The sequence below is a fragment of the Kocuria palustris genome, from assembly GCF_007666205.1.
In the GTDB taxonomy this organism is placed as follows: Bacteria; Actinomycetota; Actinomycetes; order Actinomycetales; family Micrococcaceae; genus Kocuria; species Kocuria palustris_A.
Genome location: NZ_VDOR01000005.1, coordinates 20618 through 39802 on the forward strand (window position 1 = coordinate 20618; position 19185 = coordinate 39802).

A 19185-nucleotide genomic window follows, 5' to 3' on the forward strand; every position below is an offset into this window, starting at 1 on the left:
CGATCGGACGTGCGCGATACTGGGATCGAACCAGTGACCTCTTCGGTGTGAACGAAGCGCGCTACCGCTGCGCTAATCGCGCCTTTCGACCTGAACACCATAGCGCACCTCTCGCCCCGCTCGCCAATCGAGGCGCCCGGGCCCGCCGGCATCGCCCCGCAGCCGTTCTCACGGCCCGGCGATGACGCCGTGATGAGCGCGTCATGGCGGCGCGATGAGCGGCGGCCGCCGTCGATTTGCGCGCCGCGATCCGGGTGCCCTAAGGTTTCTGCCTGTCGGAACGGCGAGCAGCCGGAAGGACGCGGAGCGAGAGCCCCGTCGGACCAGCTGCTCACCGCTGTGCACGGCCCCGGCACCGAGCGAGAGCTGCGGACGGGCTGTGATACAGTTTCCGATCGAACGTCAGCCGGAAGGCCGATGATTCGCGGTTGTAGCTCAGCTGGTAGAGCATCACCTTGCCATGGTGAGGGTCGCGGGTTCGACTCCCGTCAACCGCTCGGAGCGCACGTTCCCCGAGTTCGTGCGATCACATGAAGGCCAAGTCCGCAAGGACGACAGGTCCCGGTGGGGTGGCCGAGTGGTTAGGCAGCGGCCTGCAAAGCCGTCTACGCGGGTTCGAATCCCGTCTCCACCTCGGTGCCCACACCAAGCTCGCTCCCCGTGGAGCACGAGCGCGATTGGCGCAGCGGTAGCGCGCTTCCCTGACACGGAAGAGGTCACTGGTTCGATCCCAGTATCGCGCACCACCTCGGCAAGGCCCCGACCGGATCCCCGGTCGGGGCCTTGCGCATCCCCGGCACCCGCCGCCCCTCTCCTCCGAGCGCAGCCCCCCGGATGCGGCGCCGCTCACCGCGGCGTCCCGCCTGGGTTCTCCCGCCCGTGCGCGGACGACGCGCCGTCGGGTCCGCAATGCCGACGCATCGATGCCCGGCAGTGGAGAGTGTGTGCCGTCAGATGACATCGAACGAGAGGAGACCGTCATGGTGGATCTCGGAGGAATGGCAGACAAGGCCAAGCAGGCTGCTTCGGACAACCCCGAGGCGGTCGACAAGGCCGCTGACACCGCCAACGACAAGACCGGCGGCAAGCACGAGGATCACATCAACACCGCCAAGGACAAGCTCACCGGCGGTGGCGACGAGAACTGATCCTCGGATCAGCTGCGTCGATCGGCCCCCGGGCCGATCCTCATGCGCCTGAGGGGCGGCACCATCCGGTGCCGCCCCTCAGTGCATCCCTGCCGAGCCCGGGACGCGGCAGCCCCGCTGCGGCCGCGTCCGCCGCTGCGATCGGGCCGCCCCCTCTCCCCCGCCCGTGCGGGAGGGGATCACAGCGACGGCTGCTCCGGCATCTGCCCCTCGCGCGCCAGGGCCGTGAGGCGCGAGACCGCCCGGGAGTACTTCTTCTGGTAGCCGCCGGCCATCATCTCCGGGGTGAAGAGCTGATCGAAGGGCACTCCCGAGCTCAGGATCGGCAGGTCGCGGTCGTAGAGCCGGTCGGCGAGCACGACCAGGCGCAGAGCCAGCGCCTGCTCGTCGACGGTGCGCACGCCCCGCCACACGATGCCGCCGAGACCCTGGACCATGGCCCGGTAGCGCGAGGGGTGCACGCGGATCAGGTGCTCGAGCACGTCCTCGAAGTCGTCCGCGGCCACCGTCGTGCGGTCGTCGAAGCGCCGGGCGGTCGCGGCCTCGAGCTGGTCGTCGGCCAGCGGGGCCGGGGCCTCGGGCAGACCGCGGTGGCGGTAGTCCTCGCCGTCGATGCGCACGACCTCGAACTGGTCGGAGAGCACCTGGATCTCGCGCTGGAAGTCCTGCGCCGCGAAGCGCCCCTCGCCCAGCGATCCGGGCAGCGTGTTGGACGTCGCGGCCAGGCGCACGCCGGCATCGGAGAGCTCGCGCATCAGGCGGGACATGAGCACGGTGTCCCCGGGGTCGTCGAGCTCGAACTCGTCGATGCACACGAGCGCGTAGCCGCTGAGGGCCTCGACCGTGCGGCGGAAGGTCAGGGCGCCCACGAGGTTGGTGTACTCGACGAACGTGCCGAAGGCCTTGGGGCCGGGAGAGTCGTGCCACAGCGAGGCCAGCAGGTGGGTCTTGCCCACGCCGAACCCGCCGTCGAGGTAGATGCCCTGCGCCGAGGTCTGCTTCTCCGGCCCGCCGAACATCTTGGCGAAGAAGCCGCCGCGCTTGGCCGCGGGGTCCTTGATCGAGGCCGCGAAGCGCTGGAGCTCCTGGACCGCACGGGCCTGCGAGGGCTGCGACGGGTCCGGGCGGTAGGTGTCGAAGGAGACCTCTCCGAAGCGCTCCGAGGGGCGGAACCCCTCGAGCAGCTGCTCCGCTGAGACGGACGGGACGCGCTCGGACAGGCGCTCGATCTGCGGACTCACTGAGGGACCTCTCTGGGGCGGCGACGGGACTGGGACGAGCCTACCGGCAGGCCTGCCCCCGGTGGTTCGCCCGTCGCGCACAGATCTGCCCGGCCCCCCGGGGGCGCAGGGGCCCGTGAGTACAGTGGGGAGCAGATCCCAGCGGGCCCGCACCGGCCCGCGCGCAGCCCCGGCGGGGCTGCGCCTCCCGAGCCCGAAGGAGCGACATGGCCGAGGCCGACGCCACCGATCCGAAGTTCGCCGAGTACGCCCACCCCGAGCGCCTGGTCTCGACCGAGTGGGTGTCCCGGCACCTGGACGATCCGCAGGTCGTCGTCGTCGAGTCCGACGAGGACGTGCTGCTCTACGAGACCGGCCACGTCCCCGGCGCGGTCAAGGTCGACTGGCACACCGAGCTGAACCAGCAGGCCGTGCGCGACTACCTGGACGCCGAGCAGTTCGCCGAGCTGATGAGCGCCAAGGGCATCGCGCGCGAGCAGACGATCGTCGTCTACGGCGACAGGTCCAACTGGTGGGCGGCCTACGCGCTGTGGGTCTTCTCCCTGTTCGGCCACGAGGACGTGCGCCTCATGGACGGCGGCCGCGACAAGTGGATCGCGGAGGACCGCGAGCTGAGCACGCAGCCCGCCGCCCGCGAGCGCACCGACTACCCGGTGGTCGTCCGCGACGACTCCCGCCTGCGAGCGTTCCGCCAGGACGTCCTCGACGAGCTCGGGTCGACTCCCCTGGTGGATGTCCGCTCCCCCGCCGAGTACACCGGCGAGCGCACGCACATGCCCGACTACCCCCAGGAGGGCGTGCTGCGCGGCGGCCACATCCCCACCGCCGCGTCCGTGCCGTGGGCCCGCGCGGCGGCCGAGGACTCGACGTTCAAGCCGCGCGCCGAGCTCGAGGCCATCTACCGCGACGAGATCGGGCTGGATCCGCAGAGCCCCGTCATCGCCTACTGCCGGATCGGCGAGCGCTCCTCGCACACCTGGTTCGTGCTCGAGCACCTGCTGGGCTACCCGCACGTGCGCAACTACGACGGCTCCTGGACCGAGTGGGGCAACGCGGTCGGCCTGCCCGTGGCCATGGGCGAGCAGCGCGGCGAGGCTCCGGAGGCCCGTCGATGAGCGGCTCGAGCACCCTCCCCGATCCCGTGCAGGAGCTGATCGAGGACTTCCAGGCCGTCCCCGACGCGGACCGGCTGCAGCTGCTGCTCGAGTTCTCCCGCTCGCTGCCCGACCTCCCGGAGCGCTACGGCGAGCACCCGGAGGAGCTCGAGCAGGTCGTGGAGTGCCAGTCGCCGCTGTTCCTCACCGTCGAGTGGGACGATCAGGCACGGACCGGCGACGACGACACCCCCGTCCGGCTGTTCTTCTCCGCGCCCCAGGAGGCCCCGACCACCCGGGGCTTCGCCTCGATCCTCCACGAGGGCCTCGACGGCCTGCCGGCCGGGCAGATCCGCGATCTGCCCTCCGATCTTCCCGAGGGCTTCGGACTGACCCATCTGGTCTCCCCGCTGCGCATGCGCGGGATGTCGGCCATGCTGGACCGGGTCCGCCGCCGGGTGGCCGAGCTGCCGCGCTGACACGTCCTCCCGGCCGGGTTCAGCCGTGCAGCTCCGGCAGGACGCGCCCGGTCCACTCCTGAACGGCGGACTCCCAGCGCTCGGGGTCGACGTTCCACTCCTTGGTGTGCCGGGCACGGTCGAAGCCGACCATCTCGACGCGGCCGCTGAGCTCGGCCAGGCGTCGGGAGGCGGTGTCGGGGACGAACTCGTCGTCGGCCGAGTGCAGGATCAGCGTGGGGGTCTGCAGCTGATCCGCCCGGGTGATCCAGTCCAGCGACCCCAGGTCCACCGGGGCCGCCAGCCCCGTGAGCCAGCGGCCTCGCCGCGTGGTGATCAGGGAGGTCGCCATCCTGGTGATCGTCTCGGGGATGCGCCGCGAGGCCGTGTGGTGCGCGAACAGCGAGAACCAGTCCACGACCGGCCCGGTGAGGACCATCCCGGCGATGTCGGAGCGGTAGATCGACAGGTCCGCGGTCTGCAGGCAGATCGCCCCGCCCATCGACCAGCCGAAGAGCACGATCCGCGTGGCGCCGCGCAGCTTGGCGTAGGAGATCGCCAGCTGGACGTCCTTCCACTCGGTGAAGCCCAGCCCGTAGCGCCCGTCCGCCGACGCCGGCGCCTCCCGGTCGTTGCGATAGGAGATCAGCAGCGAGGTCAGTCCGAGCCGCTGCGCCGTGCGCAGGGCGCGGATCGCCTCCATGCGCTGCGCGCCGCGCCCGTGGACCATGATCGCCCAGGGCCCGGGCAGCTGCCGGGCGGTCCCGTCCTCGTCCTGCGGCTCGCCCCGGGCGGTGTCGGCCTCAGCGTCGGTCCAGGCGTCGTCGTCCTGCCCCGCCGGCACGACCCAGCACGGCGCCGCGCCCATCTCCATGGGCAGCTCGACCTCGTGGAAGCGGAAGCCCGCGGCCCCCGGATCCGGGTACACCGTCCCGGCCCACCACCCGCGCGACGCCGCCGAGAGATCGCCGCTGTAGACCTCCTCGACCTCGCGGACGACCTCCCCGGCCGCCGGGGACCACGAGAGGATCTGCCCGATCCGCGCGTGGCCGGCGCCGCCGGCGAAGCGCAGGCTGTACACGCCGTCGACGGTGGTCTCGACCGTCGCCGCCAGCCGCACCTCGCCGGCCCCGGGCGCGGCCTCCGGGCTCCGGTCGGAGTCGCACGGGGTGTAGCCGGCGATCGCGAGGTCCTCGGAGCGGTACCGCGGAGGCACGACGACCTGGCGGGCCACGTAGGCCGCGACCGCCGAGGAGACGCCGAACGACAGGGAGGCCGCCCCCGCCGTCAGCGCCGTGCCGGCCACCGCTCCGCGGGACCAGTTCGACGAGTCGCGGGACCGGCCATCGCCGCCGGAGGACCGGGCCGCGCCTGGTCGGCGGGCCCACGGGAAGCGGACGGCCGGGGCATCGGGGCGGGAGAAGACGGGCACACCGGCATTCTGGCACGGGGGCCTGAGCATCGGCTCGGCGCCCGCCGACGGCCGGTGGCCGAGCGCGCCGCGGGCGAATATCCGCGGGCCGGGCGACGTTGCCCGGAGAGAGTCCCCCGCGGAGCGCATCCGGCGCGCCGCGTCGCCGCGGCCCGCGGAGGGCGGACGACCATCGACAGGAGGAGCGATCATGTCCGAGCAGACCGATCACCAGGGCGCGGCGGTTCCCGCCGGGACCTCCGGCCCCCGGGTCCAGCGCACGGAGGAGCAGTGGCGCGCGGTGCTCACCCCGCAGGAGTTCTCGGTCCTGCGCGAGGCCGGGACCGAGCGCCCCTTCACCGGCGAGTACTGGGACACCGAGACCGAGGGCGTCTACACCTGCCGGGCCTGCGATGCGGAGCTGTTCCGCTCGGAGACCAAGTTCGGCTCGCACTGCGGCTGGCCCTCGTTCTTCGCGCCCCTGGCCGAGGACCGCGTGCGCTACATCCGCGACTCCTCACTGGGCATGGAGCGCGTGGAGGTCCGCTGCGCGAACTGCGACTCGCATCTCGGGCACCTCTTCGCCGGCGAGGGCTACCCGACGCCGACCGACCTGCGCTACTGCATCAACTCGATCTCGATGCGCCTGGTCCCCGCGGAGGGCTCGGCGGGCCCGGGCGGCGGCGAGGCCGGGCAGCCCGACCGGTCCTGATGCCCCGGCCCCCGCTCGGTCACCGGGGCGCAGGAGCCGGCGGGGCGGCGTCGCACGCGGTCACAGCACGGCGGGACGGCGTGGCAGGCCGGATCCCCGAGCGGCCCCCGCCTAGGGTGGAGGAGTGACGGCGGTGAGCGATCTGAGCGGAGCATTCGAGCGGGTGGCGGCATCGCTGCGCCGCGCGCAGTGCCGCTCGGAGATCGAGCTCACCGAGATCTCCGCGCCCGACGCCCGTGCCGCGGATTCGATCGCGTTCTCCGCGACGATCCGCGAGCCCGCCTCCTCCCATCCGAGCGTCGCGGGCTCCCGCGACCCCGTCCGCGAGCAGGCCACCGGGCGGTTCCTGCTCATCCACGCGCCCGACCGCGCCCCGGAATGGGGCGGCGCGTTCCGGATCGTCACCTACGTCAAGGCCGAGGTCGAACGGGACCTGGGCCATGACGGCATGCTCGCCCAGGTGGCCTGGAGCTGGCTGCTCGAGGCCCTGGACCGGGCCGGCGCCGGCTACTCGCGCGAGGGCGGCACCGCCTCGCGCGTGCTGTCCGAGGGATTCGGACAGCTCGCGGACACCGAGGAGTACATCGACGTCGAGCTGCGGGCCTCCTGGACGCCGAGCGGCGAGGACCTCGCCGCCCATCTGGAGGCCTGGGCGGACATGGTCTGCACGTTCGCCGGGCTGCCGCCGCAGACCGACCGGGACGCCGTGGTGCCTCTGCGTCCCTAGAGGCGCCCGTCCCCGCGACCCGCGCCCTCCCCCGTACCGACCGCATCCCAGAGGATCTGACAGCCGCAGTGAGCAGCACGAGCCCCGCCCCGCGACCGACCCCGACCGTCGTCGAGGGATTCGAGGATTTCGAGATCCCCGAGACGGTGTTCCTGGACCGGCCCGCGGACGGTCTGCCTCCCCTGGTGGACACGATCCCCCGGCTCGAGCTCGCAGCGCGGCAGCTGCGCGAGGGCACCGGCCCGGTCGCGATCGACACCGAGCGGGCCAGCGGCTTCCGCTACGGGCAGCGGGCCTTCCTGGTCCAGCTGCGCCGCGAGGGCACCGGCACGGTGCTGATCGACCCCGAGGCCACCGGATCGCTGGCGATCATCGACGAGGCCCTGAGGGGCACCGAATGGGTCCTGCACGCCGCCACCCAGGACCTGCCCTGCCTGCGCGATCTCGACATGCACCCCGATGCCCTGTTCGACACCGAGCTCGGCGGACGCATCGCCGGGCTCCAGCGCGTGGGCCTGGCCGCCGAGACCGAGGAGCTGCTCGGCTTCACGATGGCCAAGGAGCACTCGGCGGTCGACTGGTCCACACGGCCGCTGCCCGAGCCGTGGCTGACCTATGCGGCCCTCGACGTCGAGGTCCTCGTCCAGCTGCGCTACGCCGTCGAGGACCTGCTGCGCGCCCAGGGCAAGTACGACTGGGCGCTCGAGGAGTTCGAGGCCGTGCGCACCGCCGCCCCGGCGCCGCCGCGCCGCGACCCGTGGCGGCGCACCTCCGGGATCACCCGGATCCGCAGCCGCCGCCAGCTCACCGCGCTGCGCAACCTGTGGACCGAGCGGGAGGAGCTGGCGCAGCACAGGGACATCGCCCCCGGCCGGCTCCTGCCCGACTCCGCGCTCGTGGCCGTGGCCATGGCCATGCCCCGCTCGGTCCCCCAGCTGCTGCGCACCCAGGGATTCCACGGCCGCGCCGCCGCCAAGGAGGCCCCGCGGTGGCTGCGGGCCGTCTCGGAGGCCCGGCAGGCCGAGGAGCTCGTGCCGCAGTCCGTGGCCTCCGACACGCTGCCGCCGGTCAAGGCCTGGACCGTCAAGCGGCCCTCGGCCGCCGAGCGGCTGAAGACCCTCAAGCCGGCGGTCGCGGAGCGGGCGGCGCAGCTCGGGATGCCCACGGAGAACCTCCTGGTCCCCGAGCACCTGCGCCGCTTCAGCTGGGACCCCCCGGAGTCCGCGCGGCTCGACGACGTCCGCGCCCGGCTCGAGGAGGTCGGCGCCCGCCGATGGCAGATCGACAATGCGGCCCCGGTGATCCTGCAGGCGCTGCAGCAGTCGTCGCCCGCGCCCGTCGAGGCCGACGCGCAGGCCGCAGCACAAGGCGCGGCACAGGCCGAGGCCCCGTCCTGACCCCTCGGCGGCGGCCGTGCCCGGGTCCAGGGCCCCGTCGCCGCGGGCGGGCACGCTCCCGGCCGGCAGACGGAACGGCAGGAGCCGCCGAGGTCGACCTCGGCGGCTCCTGCCGTTCGGGGGGCGGTGCGCCCTGGGCGCCCGCGCACGCTCAGCGGCTCAGAGGTGCTTGGTCTCCGGGGACTTCGTGGAGGCCGTCAGGTTGCCCGTGGCCGAGTCGTCGGAGGACGACGCGGCGCCCTTGGCGCGGTCGGCGGCGGAGGACGCCGTGTCCTTGGCCTTGCCGGCGGCGTTCGAGGCGGTCTCCTTGGCCTTGTCGGCCACGACCGGCGCCTGCTCCTGGACGGTGGCCTTGGCCTTGTCGGCGCCCTCGGAGACCTTGCGGCGGACCTCGGGATCGTTGGCGACGCCCTGGACCTTGGCCTTGATCTGGTCGAACGTCTCGCGGCCCGCGGCCGAGCCGGCGACGAAGCCGATGGCCAGGCCCGCCACGAAGATGACCTTCTTGAACATTCTTCTCACCTCTCGTCATGTCACGGGCCGTTCCGCCCGCGTCTCGTCCTTCAGACTACTGACCGTTCAGAGGCCGGACAATGAAATGCGGCCGTGGCGACCTGGGAATCCGCCCGCGTTCCGGGCCGGGGCTCAGGCCTCGGTGCGCCCGGGAAGCCGCAGGTCCGCGCCGTCCTCCTCGACCGGCCGGGCGTAGGGCACCCGGGTGCCGAGCACGGAGTCGATCGTGTCCCGGGTGATCCGCTGCGCGGTGAGACCCACGCGCTCCAGGACCTGCGAGCGGGATCCGTGGGCGAGGAACTCGGTCGGCAGGCCCACCTCGTTCAGGGCCGTGTCCACCCCGGCCCGGCGCATGCTCTGGCGGATGAGGCTGCCGATGCCGCCGGAGCGCACACCGTCCTCGACCACGACCACGAAGCGGTGCCGGGCGGCCAGCTCGGCCAGGGAGGCCGGCACGGGAAGGACCCAGCGCGGGTCCGCGACGGTGGCCGAGATGCCGTGATCGCGCAGGCGCTGGGCGACCTCGAGGCAGATCGGGGCCATGGCGCCGACCGAGACCAGCAGGACGTCGGTCTCGCGGGGCTCGGGATCGGCGGGCAGCGCACCGGCATCGGCAGCCGTGGCGCGTCCATCGCCGCGGGCCGGCTCGGCACCGCCCTGGGCGTCGTCCGTCTCGGCATCGAGGCTCTCGGCGGTGCGCAGCAGGATCTCGACCCCGTCGTCCAGCCGCTCGAGAGCGGGGATGGGCTCGCCAACGGTGCCCTTGGGGTAGCGCAGCACGCTCGGCGCGTCGTCGATGGCCAGCGCCTCCCGGAACTCCTCGCGCAGGGTGGCCTCGTCGCGCGGCGCAGCCAGGTGCAGGCCCGGCACCACCTGCAGCAGCGCGAGGTCCCACATCCCGTGGTGGCTCGGGCCGTCCGGTCCCGTGACGCCCGAGCGGTCCAGCACCAGGGTCACGCCCGCCCGGTGCAGCGCGACATCCATGAGCAGCTGGTCGAAGCCGCGGTTGAGGAACGTGGCGTACAGCCCGATCACCGGGTGCAGGCCGCCGTAGGCCATGCCCGCAGCCATCGTCAGGGCGTGCTGCTCGGCGATCCCGACGTCGACCACGCGCTCGGGGTGCTTCGCCTGCATGAGGTGCAGGCCCACGGGGATGGTCATGGCGCCGGTGATGCCCACGATGTCCTCGCGCTCGTCGGCGGCCGCTGCGACCTCCTCGGCGAAGACCGAGGTCCAGGACCGGCCCGAGCTCGTGGACGTGGGCCGGCCCGTGGCCGGGTCGATCGTGCCGACGGCGTGGAACATGTCGTCGACGTCGGCCACGGCCGGGGCGTAGCCGTGGCCCTTCTCCGTGATCGCGTGCACGAGCACGGGGCCGCCGAACTCCTTGGCGCGGCGCAGGGCGTGCTCGAGGGCCTCCTGGTCGTGGCCGTCGATCGGGCCGACGTACTTCATGCCCAGATCGGCGAACAGCCCGTTGTGCACCACGACGTCCTTGAGGCCCGCCTTCATGCCGTGCAGCGCGCGATAGGCGGCCTGGCCCACGGGGCCGGAGTCCTGCAGCGACTCGCGCACCGAGGCCAGCATTCGCTCGTAGCGCCGGTCGGTGCGCACGGTGTCCACCGACTGCTGGACCTCCGCCTTGAGCTCCTGGAGCTGGCGGGCCAGCCCCCCGACCGTCGGGGCGTAGGAGCGCCCGTTGTCGTTGACCACGATCACCACGCGGCGCTCGGGGTCCGAGGCGATGTTGTTCGCCGCCTCCCAGACCATGCCGCCGGTCATGGCGCCGTCGCCCACCACCACGACGGCGGTGCGGTCCGACTGCCCCGTGAGCGAGAACGCGCGGGAGATGCCGTCGGCCCAGGACAGCGACGACGAGGCGTGCGAGGACTCGACGACGTCGTGCTCGGACTCGCCGCGGTCCGGGTAGCCGGACAGCCCGCCCTGCTGGCGCAGGGTCGAGAACTCCTGGCGCCCGGTCAGCAGCTTGTGCACGTAGGACTGGTGCCCGGTGTCGAAGACGATCGGGTCGCGGGGCGAGTCGAAGACCCGGTGCAGCGCGATGGTCAGCTCGACGACCCCGAGATTCGGCCCCAGGTGCCCCCCGGTGGCCGAGACGTTCGTGACCAGGAAGCGCCGGATGTCCTCGGCCAGCTCGGTCAGCTGCTCGGGACTCAGGGCTTCGAGATCCTCGGGGCTTCCGATGCCCTCCAAGATCGACATGCTTCTCCTCGTGGCGCACCCCGTCCGCGGGGCGCGCACCTCGAAATCCGTGTCCGACGATCGTACGCCGGTCTCCCGCGGCGCACGACGAGGCCCGCCCCGAGCAGTCGGGACGGGCCTCGGACCGCGCTGCCGGCGGCCCGCGACGGTCACACCGCGCTCATGCGGCGGATCATCGCGGTCCGGCGCCTCAGCGGCCTGCGATCTGGCGCAGGACGTACTGCAGGATGCCGCCGTTGCGGTAGTAGTCGGCCTCGCCGGGGGTGTCGATGCGCAGATCCGCGTCGAACTCCACGGCGGAGCCGTCCTCCTTGGTCGCCGTGACCTTGACGGTCTCCGGGGTGCGGCCCTCGTTGAGCTCCGTGACGCCCGTGATCGAGAAGGTCTCGGTGCCGTCCAGGCCCAGCGAATCGGCCGACTCGCCCTGGGGGAACTGCAGCGGCAGCACGCCCATGCCGATCAGGTTCGAGCGGTGGATGCGCTCGTAGGACTCGGTGATGACCGCGCGCACGCCCAGCAGGCTCGTGCCCTTGGCCGCCCAGTCGCGCGACGAGCCCGAGCCGTACTCCTTGCCGCCCAGCACGACCAGCGGGGTGCCGGCCTCCTGGTAGTTCATCGCGGCATCGTAGACCGCGGCCTGCGGGCCGCCCTCCTGCGTGAAGTCGCGGGTGTAGCCGCCCTCGACGCCGTCCAGGAGCTGGTTCTTGATGCGGATGTTGGCGAAGGTGCCGCGGATCATGACCTCGTGGTTGCCGCGGCGGGAGCCGTAGGAGTTGAAGTCCTTGCGCTCGACGCCGTTCTCGATGAGGTACTTGCCCGCGGGCGTGTCCGACTTGAACGAGCCGGCCGGGGAGATGTGGTCGGTCGTGACCGAATCGCCCAGCTTGAGCAGCACGCGCGCGCCCTCGATGTCGGTGACCGGGGAGGTCTCCATGGTCATGCCCTCGAAGTACGGGGGCTTGCGCACGTAGGTCGACTGCTCGTCCCACTCGAAGGTCTTGCCGGTCGGGGTGTCCAGGCCCTGCCAGCGCTCGTCGCCGTCGAAGATCGTCCCGTAGGAGTCCGTGAACATCTCCGTCTCGATCGAGTCGTCGATGATCTGCTGGACCTCGCTCGGATCCGGCCAGATGTCCTTCAGGTAGACGTCATTGCCCTCGGAGTCCTGGCCCAGCGGCTCGTTCTGGAAGTCGAAGTCCATGGTTCCGGCCAGGGCGTAGGCGACCACCAGCGGCGGCGAGGCCAGGTAGTTCATCTTGACGTCCGGGTTGATGCGGCCCTCGAAGTTGCGGTTGCCCGACAGCACCGAGGTCACGGCCAGGTCGTTGTCCTGCACGGCCTGCGAGATCTCCGACTCGAGGGGGCCCGAGTTGCCGATGCAGGTGGTGCAGCCGTAGCCGACGATGTAGAAGCCCAGGGCCTCGAGCGACGGGATCAGGCCGGACTTCTCGTAGTAGTCCGTGACCACCTTGGAGCCCGGGGCGATCGAGGTCTTGACCCACGGCTTGGAGGTCAGGCCCTTGTCGACGGCATTGCGGGCCAGCACGGCCGCGGCCATCATCACCGAGGGGTTGGAGGTGTTGGTGCAGGAGGTGATCGACGCGATCGAGACCGCGCCGTTCTCCAGCTCGAACTCGCGGCCGTCCGGCATGGACACGCCGGCCGACTCGGGGGTCTTGTCCGAGACGTAGTTCTTGACGTCGCGGTCGAAGACCTGCTTGGCCTGGTCCAGGGCGATGCGGTCCTGGGGGCGCTTGGGCCCGGAGATCGAGGGGACGACGGTGGAGAGGTCCAGCTCGAGGTACTCCGAGAAGGCCGTCTCCTCCTGCGGGTCGTGCCACAGGCCCTGCTCCTTGGCGTAGGCCTCGACCAGGGCCAGCTGCTCCTCGGTGCGGCCCGTCAGGCGCAGGTAGTCCATGGTGACCTCGTCGATCGGGAAGATCGCGGCGGTCGAGCCGAACTCCGGGGACATGTTGCCGATCGTGGCGCGGTTGGCCAGCGGCACGGCCGCGACGCCCTCGCCGTAGAACTCGACGAACTTGCCGACCACGCCGTGCTTGCGCAGCATCTCGGTGATCGTGAGCACGACGTCGGTGGCCGTGGCGCCGGCGGGGATCTCGCCGGTGAGCTTGAAGCCCACGACGCGCGGGATGAGCATGGAGATCGGCTGGCCGAGCATGGCCGCCTCCGCCTCGATGCCGCCCACGCCCCAGCCCAGGACGCCGATGCCGTTCTCCATGGTGGTGTGGGAGTCGGTGCCGACGCAGGTGTCCGGGTAGGCGCGGTTCACGCCGTCGACCTCGCGGGTCATCACGACGCGGGCCAGGTTCTCGATGTTCACCTGGTGCACGATGCCCATGCCCGGGGGGACGACCTTGAAGTCGTCGAACGCGGTCTGGCCCCAGCGCAGGAACTGGTAGCGCTCGCCGTTGCGCTGGTACTCGATGTCCATGTTGCGCTCGATGGCGTCGGCGTTGCCGAAGGAGTCGATCTGCACGGAGTGGTCGATGACCAGCTCGGCGGGCGAGAGGGGGTTGACGCGGGCGGCGTCGCCGCCGAGGTCCTCGATGGCCTCGCGCATGGTCGCCAGGTCCACGATGCAGGGCACGCCGGTGAAGTCCTGCATGATCACGCGACCCGGGGTGAACTGGATCTCGGTGTGGGGCTGGGCCTCCGGGTCCCACTCCGCGAGGGCCTTGATGTGCTCCTGGGTGACGTTGGCGCCGTCCTCGGTGCGCAGCAGGTTCTCCAGCAGCACCTTGAGGCTGTACGGGAGCTTCTTCGCCCCCTCCAGCGCGTTCAGACGGTAGATCTCGTACTGGGTGCCGTTGACGTCAAGGACGTCCTTGGCCCCGAAGCTGTCCACGGTGCTCATATGCCCGGAACTCCTCTCGCCGCGGTGGTGGTGCCGAGGCTCCGGGCGCTGCCGGAGTCCTCGCGAGGAGGGCCGGTCGGCAGCAGCGCGGTCTCGGCAGACTCCCGCCAATATATCCCCATCGGGACGGGGATTTCCTCCCTGGCCTCCACAGCCGCCGTCATCTGTGGTAAGTAAGGCTAGCCTCACTCGCGCTCGAGGACCGTGACCGTCTCCAGATGGTGGGTGTTCGGGTAGAGGTCCAGCCCGCGCAGGCTGCGCACCGCCCAGCCGCCGCGGCGGAAGCGGGCCAGATCGCGGGCCAGCGTGGCGGGATCGCACGAGACGCTGACGATCCGCCGCGGCCCGAGCGCGCAGATCGCATCGACGACGACCTTGCCGGCGCCCGCGCGCGGCGGGTCCAGGACGACGACGTCCGGTCGGGGCGCCGCCGCGGCGCTCCGACCGCGCCCGGACCCCGCTCGGGACCCCCGGGCCGCTCCGCGCAGCCGCTGCGGGATCCGCACGAGCTGCGGCCAGCGCTGTGCGAGCACCTGCTCGACCGACCCGGTGACCGCCTCGACCTGCCGGGTCCGGGCGAAGGTCGCCGCGGCGTCCGAGCTCGTCAGCGGCGAGCCCTCGACCGCCAGGACGCTGCCCTCCGGCCCCGCGGCATCGGCCAGAGCGGCCGTGAGCAGCCCGGCCCCCGAGTACAGGTCCAGGCCGGCCTCCCCGGCCTGGAGCCCGGCCGCGTCCTCGACGAGCTCGAGCAGCCGGCCCGGGGCGCTGCGGTGGACCTGCCAGAAGCCCCCGGCCGAGACCTGCCAGCTGCGCCGCCCCACGCGCTCGCGGGCGCGGAGGCCGCCGCTGAGCACGACCGGCTCCGGGCGCGGACCCCGCTGCTCCGGATCGGCCTGGAGCACGAGGGCCGCCTCGCCGGCTCCCCCCGCGGCCTCGTGCGCGGCCTGCAGGGCCGGCAGCGCATCGCGGCCCAGCCGCCGAGCCAGCTCGCCGAGCTCCGCGCGCTGGGCCGTGACCAGCACCGACGGGGCGTCGTCGGAGGGCGCGGCGAGGTCCAGCCGCGCGGCCCCCGTCCAGTCCACGTCGGCGACCCGCAGCGCGCGCAGCGCCGGGACCATGAGGGGGAAGTCCTCGACCGCCGTGAGCTCGGCCGCGCGGTGGGGGTGCATGGCGGGGCGGCCGCCGGGGTCGATCGCGAAGTGGGCCCGGGTGCGCCAGCCGAGGCCGTCGGCGCTCTCCCCCGGCAGCGCCTCGACCTCCGGGTCGAGGGCCGCGATCTCCTCGGCCGCGAAGCCGCCGATCCCGCCGAGCAGCTCCCGCAGGACCTCGCCCTTGAGGCGGCGCTGCAGCCCGAGCTCCAGGTGCCCGAACTCGGCCCCGCCCACGGGGGCCCGGCCCTCGGCCCAGGTGCGCACGGAGTCCGCCGGCCCCCAAGGATGGCTCTCCCGCCGCTCCGGAGCCGGCTGCCGGATCCCGATCACGTCGCCGCGCCAGAATCGCGCCCGCTCCTGCGCCTCCGTGAGCCGGACCCGCACGCGCTCGCCCGGGGCGCCGTGGCGCACGAAGACCACGCGGCCCTCCGCCGTGCGGGCGACCGTGTGGCCGCCGTGGGCCGGCGCGCCCAGCTCGAGCTCGAGGATCTGCCCGGCGGCGTCATGGCCGTCGGGTCCTGGCGCGGCAGGCGCGGCATCGGCCTCGCGGCGGCGGGATGGCTGTGTCATGCGTCCTTCCATGGTGCGCGGCGCTCCTGATCGGGGCCCTCCCGGGCGGGCAGCGGCGGCAGGGGCCGGAAGCGTCGGGCGTCGCTCGGCGCGGCGTCCTCCAGCCGGGTCTCGGGCGCCCCGGTCCGCTCCGGGCCGGTCTCCTCGGGCGCCTCCTCGGCGGAGGAGACCTGGGAGCCGAGGGTGTTGAGGTGCCACGGCACCGAGGCGATCATCACCCCTCGCTCGTGGCGCAGGCGGCTGCGCAGCGCGCCGGTGGCCTGGTTGTGCAGGAAGCGCTCCCAGCTCGTGGAGACGACGTACTCGGGCAGGTAGACGACCACGAGGTCGCGCGGCGAGCGCCGTCGGACCCGCCGCAGGTGATCGATCACCGGCTGGGTCGAGCTGCGGTAGGGGGCGTCCAGGACCCGCAGCGGCACCGGGATCTCCAGGCGCTGCCAGTCCTCGAGGATCCGGGCGGTGCGCGCCGAGGACACGTCCACGACGAGCGCCTCGAGCGTCGAGGGGCGCGAGGCCCTCGCATAGGCCAGCGCGCGCATGTCCGGCTTGCGCACGGACGGCACGATCAGCATCGCGTGCACGCGCGACGGCAGCGCCAGCACGGGCGAGTCGGGGGCCAGGCTCAGGGCCTCGTCGACGGCGTCGTAGTGGCGCCGGATGCCGCTCATGAGCACGCTCAGGACCACCAGGCACAGCACCGTGATCCACGCTCCCTGGGTGAAGCGCGTGACCAGCACGACGAGCAGGACGGCCCCGGAGATCACGGCCGCCAGCAGCGCGAGCCCGAGCGAGGCGAGGATGCGGCGCCGCCGGGCGGAGGAGGGCTCCGAGCGGCGGCGGCGCAGCCAGTGGCGCACCATCCCCGCCTGGGTCAGCGTGAAGGAGACGAACACGCCCACGACGTAGAGCTGCACCAGGGCGTTGACGTTCGCCCCGAAGACCGCGGTGAGCAGCGCGGCGACGACGAGCAGGGCCGCGATGCCGTTGGTGAACGCGAAGCGGTCGCCGCGCGCGGCGAACTGCCGAGGCAGGCAGGAGTCGCGGGCCAGTCGGGAGGCGAGCACCGGGAAGCCCGTGAAGGCCGTCGAGGCCGCGAGCACGAGCACGAGCACGGTCGCCAGGATGACGACGTAGAACATGGGCGTGTCGTGGCCGAAGACCGCGCGGGCGAGCTGGCCGAGCACCGGGTTCTGGTAGAAGTCGGCGTCCGGGGCCCGGCCGTCCATGCGCAGCTGCCGGGCCGGGTCCAGGACCAGCTGGATCCCCGTGGCCCGGACCAGGTGCATGGTCCCCAGCAGCAGGACCACCGAGAGCACGCCCATGACGGTGAGGATGACGCGGGCGTTGGCCGCGCGCGGCCGGCGCAGGAACGGAACGGAGCCGGCGACCGATTCGACGCCGGTCACCGCGACCGCCCCCGAGGAGAAGGCGCGCAGGACCAGGACCGCCAGCGCGAGCCCCGTCCATCCCCCGTCGGGCTGCTCGAGCGGCAGGACCTCCCAGTGGGCCGAGGTGGCCTGCTCGAGGGTCCCTGCGGCCGACTGCACGAGCCCCGTGCCGATCATCAGCAGCAGGACCGCGACGAAGAGGTAGGTGGGCACCGCGGCTGCGCGCCCCATGAACTTCAGGCCGCGCAGGTTCAGCAGCCCCGCGATCAGGATCCCCGCCAGCGCGATCTCGATGCGGTGGTCGATCAGCCCCGGGAAGGCCGCCGCCAGGTACTGCACCGCCGCCGACATCGACACGGCCACCACGAGCGTGAAGTCGATCATCAGCGAGGCGCCCACGACGACACCCGCCCGCGGGCCGAGGTTGGAGGTCGCGATCTCGTAGTCGCCCTGCCCCGAGGGATAGGCGCGCAGGTTCTGCCGGTAGGCCAGCACGATGACCACGGTCACGACGACGACGGCCAGGCCGACCCACGGCGAGAGCAGCACGGCCGAGGCGCCCGCCAGGGCCAGGGTCAGGACGATCTCGTCGGGGGCGTAGGCCACCGAGGACAGCGAGTCGGCGGAGAACACCGGCAGCCCCGTGCGCTTGGACAGCGCCGTGTCCTCGTAGCGCTCGTTGTGGTAGGGCCGTCCCACGAGAGCGGTCCGCAGAGCCCCGAGTTTCGTCACGGGGACAGGGTAGTGGCTGCGCCCGTCGTCGCCTGCGCGGTGACCTACCCTTGAGCCCATGCCGCACTTCGTGATCATGGGCTCGGGCCGGGTCGGGGCGATGATCGCCCACGCTCTCGAGGACGCCGGGCACACCGTCGCTCTGATCGACCAGGACGAGCGGGCCTTCCGCAAGCTGCACGGGGCCTTCGCGGGCAGCCGCATCACGGGCCAGGGCTTCGACCGCGAGGTCCTGCGCCGCGCCGGCATCGAGCGGGCCTACGCCTTCGCGGCCGTGTCCTCCGAGGACAACTCCAACATCCTGGCCGCACGGGTGGCCCGCGAGACCTTCGACGTCGCGCACGTCGTGGCCCGCATCTACGACCCCGCCCGCGCCGAGTTCTACCAGCGCCTGGGCGTGCCGACCGTGGCCGCGGTGCGCTGGACGGCCGATCAGGTCCTGCGCCGGCTGCTGCCCGAGCAGTCGATCTCCGGGGACTACCAGGAGGCCTCGGGGCGCCTGCAGCTCGGCGAGCTGACCCTGCACGACTCGTGGGCCGGACTGCGCCTGACGGCCATCGAGGAGGCCGCCTCCGTGCGCGTGGCCTTCATCACCCGCTTCGGGGAGGGCGTGCTGCCCGGGGCCGCCACGACCTATCAGAAGGGGGATCTGGTCCACGCGATGATGCGGGTCGAGGAGATCGACGACGTGGTGCGCGTGCTCGCCCATCCCCCGTCGCCGGAGATCCGCGACGCCGGGCAGAAGGACCTGCTCGAGCCCTCCGAGGCGACGGGAGGGCGGCGATGAAGGTCGCGGTCATCGGAGCGGGGGCCGTCGGCTCCTCGATCGCCCGGGAGCTGTCCCGCAGCGCCCACGACGTGCTGATCATCGACGAGAAGCCCGAGGCCATCGGGCGCATGGATGCCCCCGAGGCCCGCTGGAGCGTGGGCGATGCCTGCGATCTCGAGGTCCTCGCGGATGCGGGCCTGGACGAGACGGAGGTCGTGGTGGCGGCGACGGGCGACGACCGCGTCAACCTGGTCGTCTCCCTCATGGCGCGCTCCGAGTTCGGCGTGCCGCGCACGGTCGGGCGGGTGAACAACCCGCGCAACGAGTGGCTCTTCGACGACTCGTGGGGCGTGGACGTCGCGGTGTCGACGCCGCGGCTGATGACCGCGCTCGTGGAGGAGGCCGTCGAGGTCGGCGACGTCGTGCGCGTGCTGACCATGCACCACGCGACCGCCTCGATCAGCGCGTTCACCGTCCCGCCGGAGCACCCGGCGATCGGCTCCCGGGTGGGGACCGTGCCGTGGCCCGGCGACGCCGTCCCGGTCGCGATCCTGCGCGACGGCCAGCCGCTGGCGCCCAGCCGCGACGACGTCATCGAGGCCGACGACGAGCTGTTCTTCCTGGTCTCGGGCGACGGCGAGGACGAGCTGCGCGACCTGCTCGGCTCCGCCGCGCAGCGGCGGGAGGAGCCCGCGCCGTGGGCGGACCCGGCCGCCGACGGGGCGTTCGACGAGTCGATCCCGGGCGAGCCCTCGGGGCAGGCGGCTCCCTGAGGCGGG

General features: G+C 72.8%; 15 protein-coding genes and 4 tRNA genes. 11 read left to right on the plus strand and 8 right to left on the minus strand.

Annotation, left to right across the window (positions count from 1 at the left end):
- Positions 1 to 10 precede the first annotated feature (10 nt).
- Positions 11 to 82 (minus strand) — tRNA-Val (locus FSY66_RS06730).
- Between the two features lie 342 nt (positions 83 to 424).
- Here FSY66_RS06730 and FSY66_RS06735 point away from each other — a divergent pair.
- From FSY66_RS06735 to FSY66_RS06750, 4 genes are all read left to right on the plus strand, one after another.
- Positions 425 to 497 (plus strand) — tRNA-Gly (locus tag FSY66_RS06735).
- A gap of 66 nt (positions 498 to 563) precedes the next feature.
- Positions 564 to 634, plus strand: a tRNA-Cys gene (locus tag FSY66_RS06740).
- A gap of 37 nt (positions 635 to 671) precedes the next feature.
- Positions 672 to 746: transfer RNA gene (locus FSY66_RS06745), tRNA-Val, on the plus strand.
- 198 nt (positions 747 to 944) lie between these two features.
- A complete protein-coding gene (locus FSY66_RS06750; RefSeq protein ID WP_260853547.1) occupies positions 945 to 1148 on the plus strand; it encodes an antitoxin in 204 nt (67 codons plus the stop codon).
- Between the two features lie 179 nt (positions 1149 to 1327).
- Here the strand turns inward: FSY66_RS06750 and zapE are convergent, their stop codons facing one another.
- Positions 1328 to 2389, minus strand: a complete 1062-nt coding sequence (gene zapE, locus FSY66_RS06755) for a cell division protein ZapE (protein ID WP_144792636.1) — start codon at positions 2387 to 2389, stop codon at positions 1328 to 1330.
- Positions 2390 to 2595: 206 nt separating this feature from the next.
- On the opposite strand from zapE, the gene FSY66_RS06760 reads away from it, so the two are divergent.
- A complete protein-coding gene (locus tag FSY66_RS06760) occupies positions 2596 to 3504 on the plus strand; it encodes a sulfurtransferase (protein WP_144792639.1) in 909 nt (302 codons plus the stop codon).
- Positions 3501 to 3962, plus strand: a complete 462-nt coding sequence (locus FSY66_RS06765; protein ID WP_144792643.1) for a SufE family protein — start codon at positions 3501 to 3503, stop codon at positions 3960 to 3962. Before FSY66_RS06760 ends, FSY66_RS06765 begins: the two co-directional genes overlap by 4 nt.
- Positions 3963 to 3981: 19 nt before the next feature.
- Here FSY66_RS06765 and FSY66_RS06770 read toward each other — a convergent pair whose 3' ends face one another.
- Positions 3982 to 5373, minus strand: coding sequence for an alpha/beta hydrolase family protein (locus tag FSY66_RS06770; RefSeq protein ID WP_260853548.1), 1392 nt, complete (start codon positions 5371 to 5373; stop codon positions 3982 to 3984).
- A 190-nt stretch (positions 5374 to 5563) separates the two neighbouring features.
- Between FSY66_RS06770 and msrB the strand changes: the two genes are divergently transcribed.
- From msrB to FSY66_RS06785, 3 genes are all read left to right on the plus strand, one after another.
- The gene (msrB, locus tag FSY66_RS06775; protein ID WP_144792649.1) at positions 5564 to 6064 is read left to right on the plus strand and encodes a peptide-methionine (R)-S-oxide reductase MsrB; all 501 of its coding nucleotides are present in this window, start codon (positions 5564 to 5566) and stop codon (positions 6062 to 6064) included.
- 133 nt (positions 6065 to 6197) lie between these two features.
- Positions 6198 to 6791, plus strand: a complete 594-nt coding sequence (locus FSY66_RS06780) for a DUF3000 domain-containing protein (protein ID WP_313955541.1) — start codon at positions 6198 to 6200, stop codon at positions 6789 to 6791.
- A 68-nt stretch (positions 6792 to 6859) separates the two neighbouring features.
- Positions 6860 to 8188 (plus strand): HRDC domain-containing protein, encoded by a 1329-nt coding sequence (locus FSY66_RS06785; protein ID WP_144792656.1) that lies wholly within the window; start codon positions 6860 to 6862, stop codon positions 8186 to 8188.
- Between the two features lie 159 nt (positions 8189 to 8347).
- Here FSY66_RS06785 and FSY66_RS06790 read toward each other — a convergent pair whose 3' ends face one another.
- From FSY66_RS06790 to FSY66_RS06810, 5 genes are all read right to left on the minus strand, one after another.
- Positions 8348 to 8701, minus strand: a complete 354-nt coding sequence (locus tag FSY66_RS06790; RefSeq protein WP_186304483.1) for a hypothetical protein — start codon at positions 8699 to 8701, stop codon at positions 8348 to 8350.
- Positions 8702 to 8833: 132 nt separating this feature from the next.
- Positions 8834 to 10924 carry a 1-deoxy-D-xylulose-5-phosphate synthase gene (gene dxs, locus FSY66_RS06795; protein WP_144792659.1) on the minus strand — a complete coding sequence of 697 codons (2091 nt, stop codon included), beginning with the start codon at positions 10922 to 10924 and terminating at the stop codon, positions 8834 to 8836.
- 190 nt (positions 10925 to 11114) lie between these two features.
- Positions 11115 to 13796 (minus strand): aconitate hydratase AcnA, encoded by a 2682-nt coding sequence (gene acnA / locus FSY66_RS06800; RefSeq protein ID WP_144792662.1) that lies wholly within the window; start codon positions 13794 to 13796, stop codon positions 11115 to 11117.
- Positions 13797 to 13981: 185 nt separating this feature from the next.
- Positions 13982 to 15517, minus strand: a complete 1536-nt coding sequence (locus FSY66_RS06805; protein ID WP_144792665.1) for a class I SAM-dependent RNA methyltransferase — start codon at positions 15515 to 15517, stop codon at positions 13982 to 13984.
- A complete protein-coding gene (locus FSY66_RS06810; protein WP_396350883.1) occupies positions 15514 to 17637 on the minus strand; it encodes an APC family permease in 2124 nt (707 codons plus the stop codon). The genes FSY66_RS06805 and FSY66_RS06810 overlap by 4 nt, the downstream gene beginning before the upstream one ends.
- Before the next feature lie 58 nt (positions 17638 to 17695).
- Between FSY66_RS06810 and FSY66_RS06815 the strand changes: the two genes are divergently transcribed.
- Both FSY66_RS06815 and FSY66_RS06820 read left to right on the plus strand, forming a co-directional pair.
- Complete coding sequence (locus FSY66_RS06815; protein ID WP_144792668.1) at positions 17696 to 18424, plus strand: potassium channel family protein; 729 nt, start codon at positions 17696 to 17698, stop codon at positions 18422 to 18424.
- Complete coding sequence (locus tag FSY66_RS06820) at positions 18421 to 19179, plus strand: potassium channel family protein (RefSeq protein WP_144792671.1); 759 nt, start codon at positions 18421 to 18423, stop codon at positions 19177 to 19179. Before FSY66_RS06815 ends, FSY66_RS06820 begins: the two co-directional genes overlap by 4 nt.
- Positions 19180 to 19185: the final 6 nt, after the last annotated feature.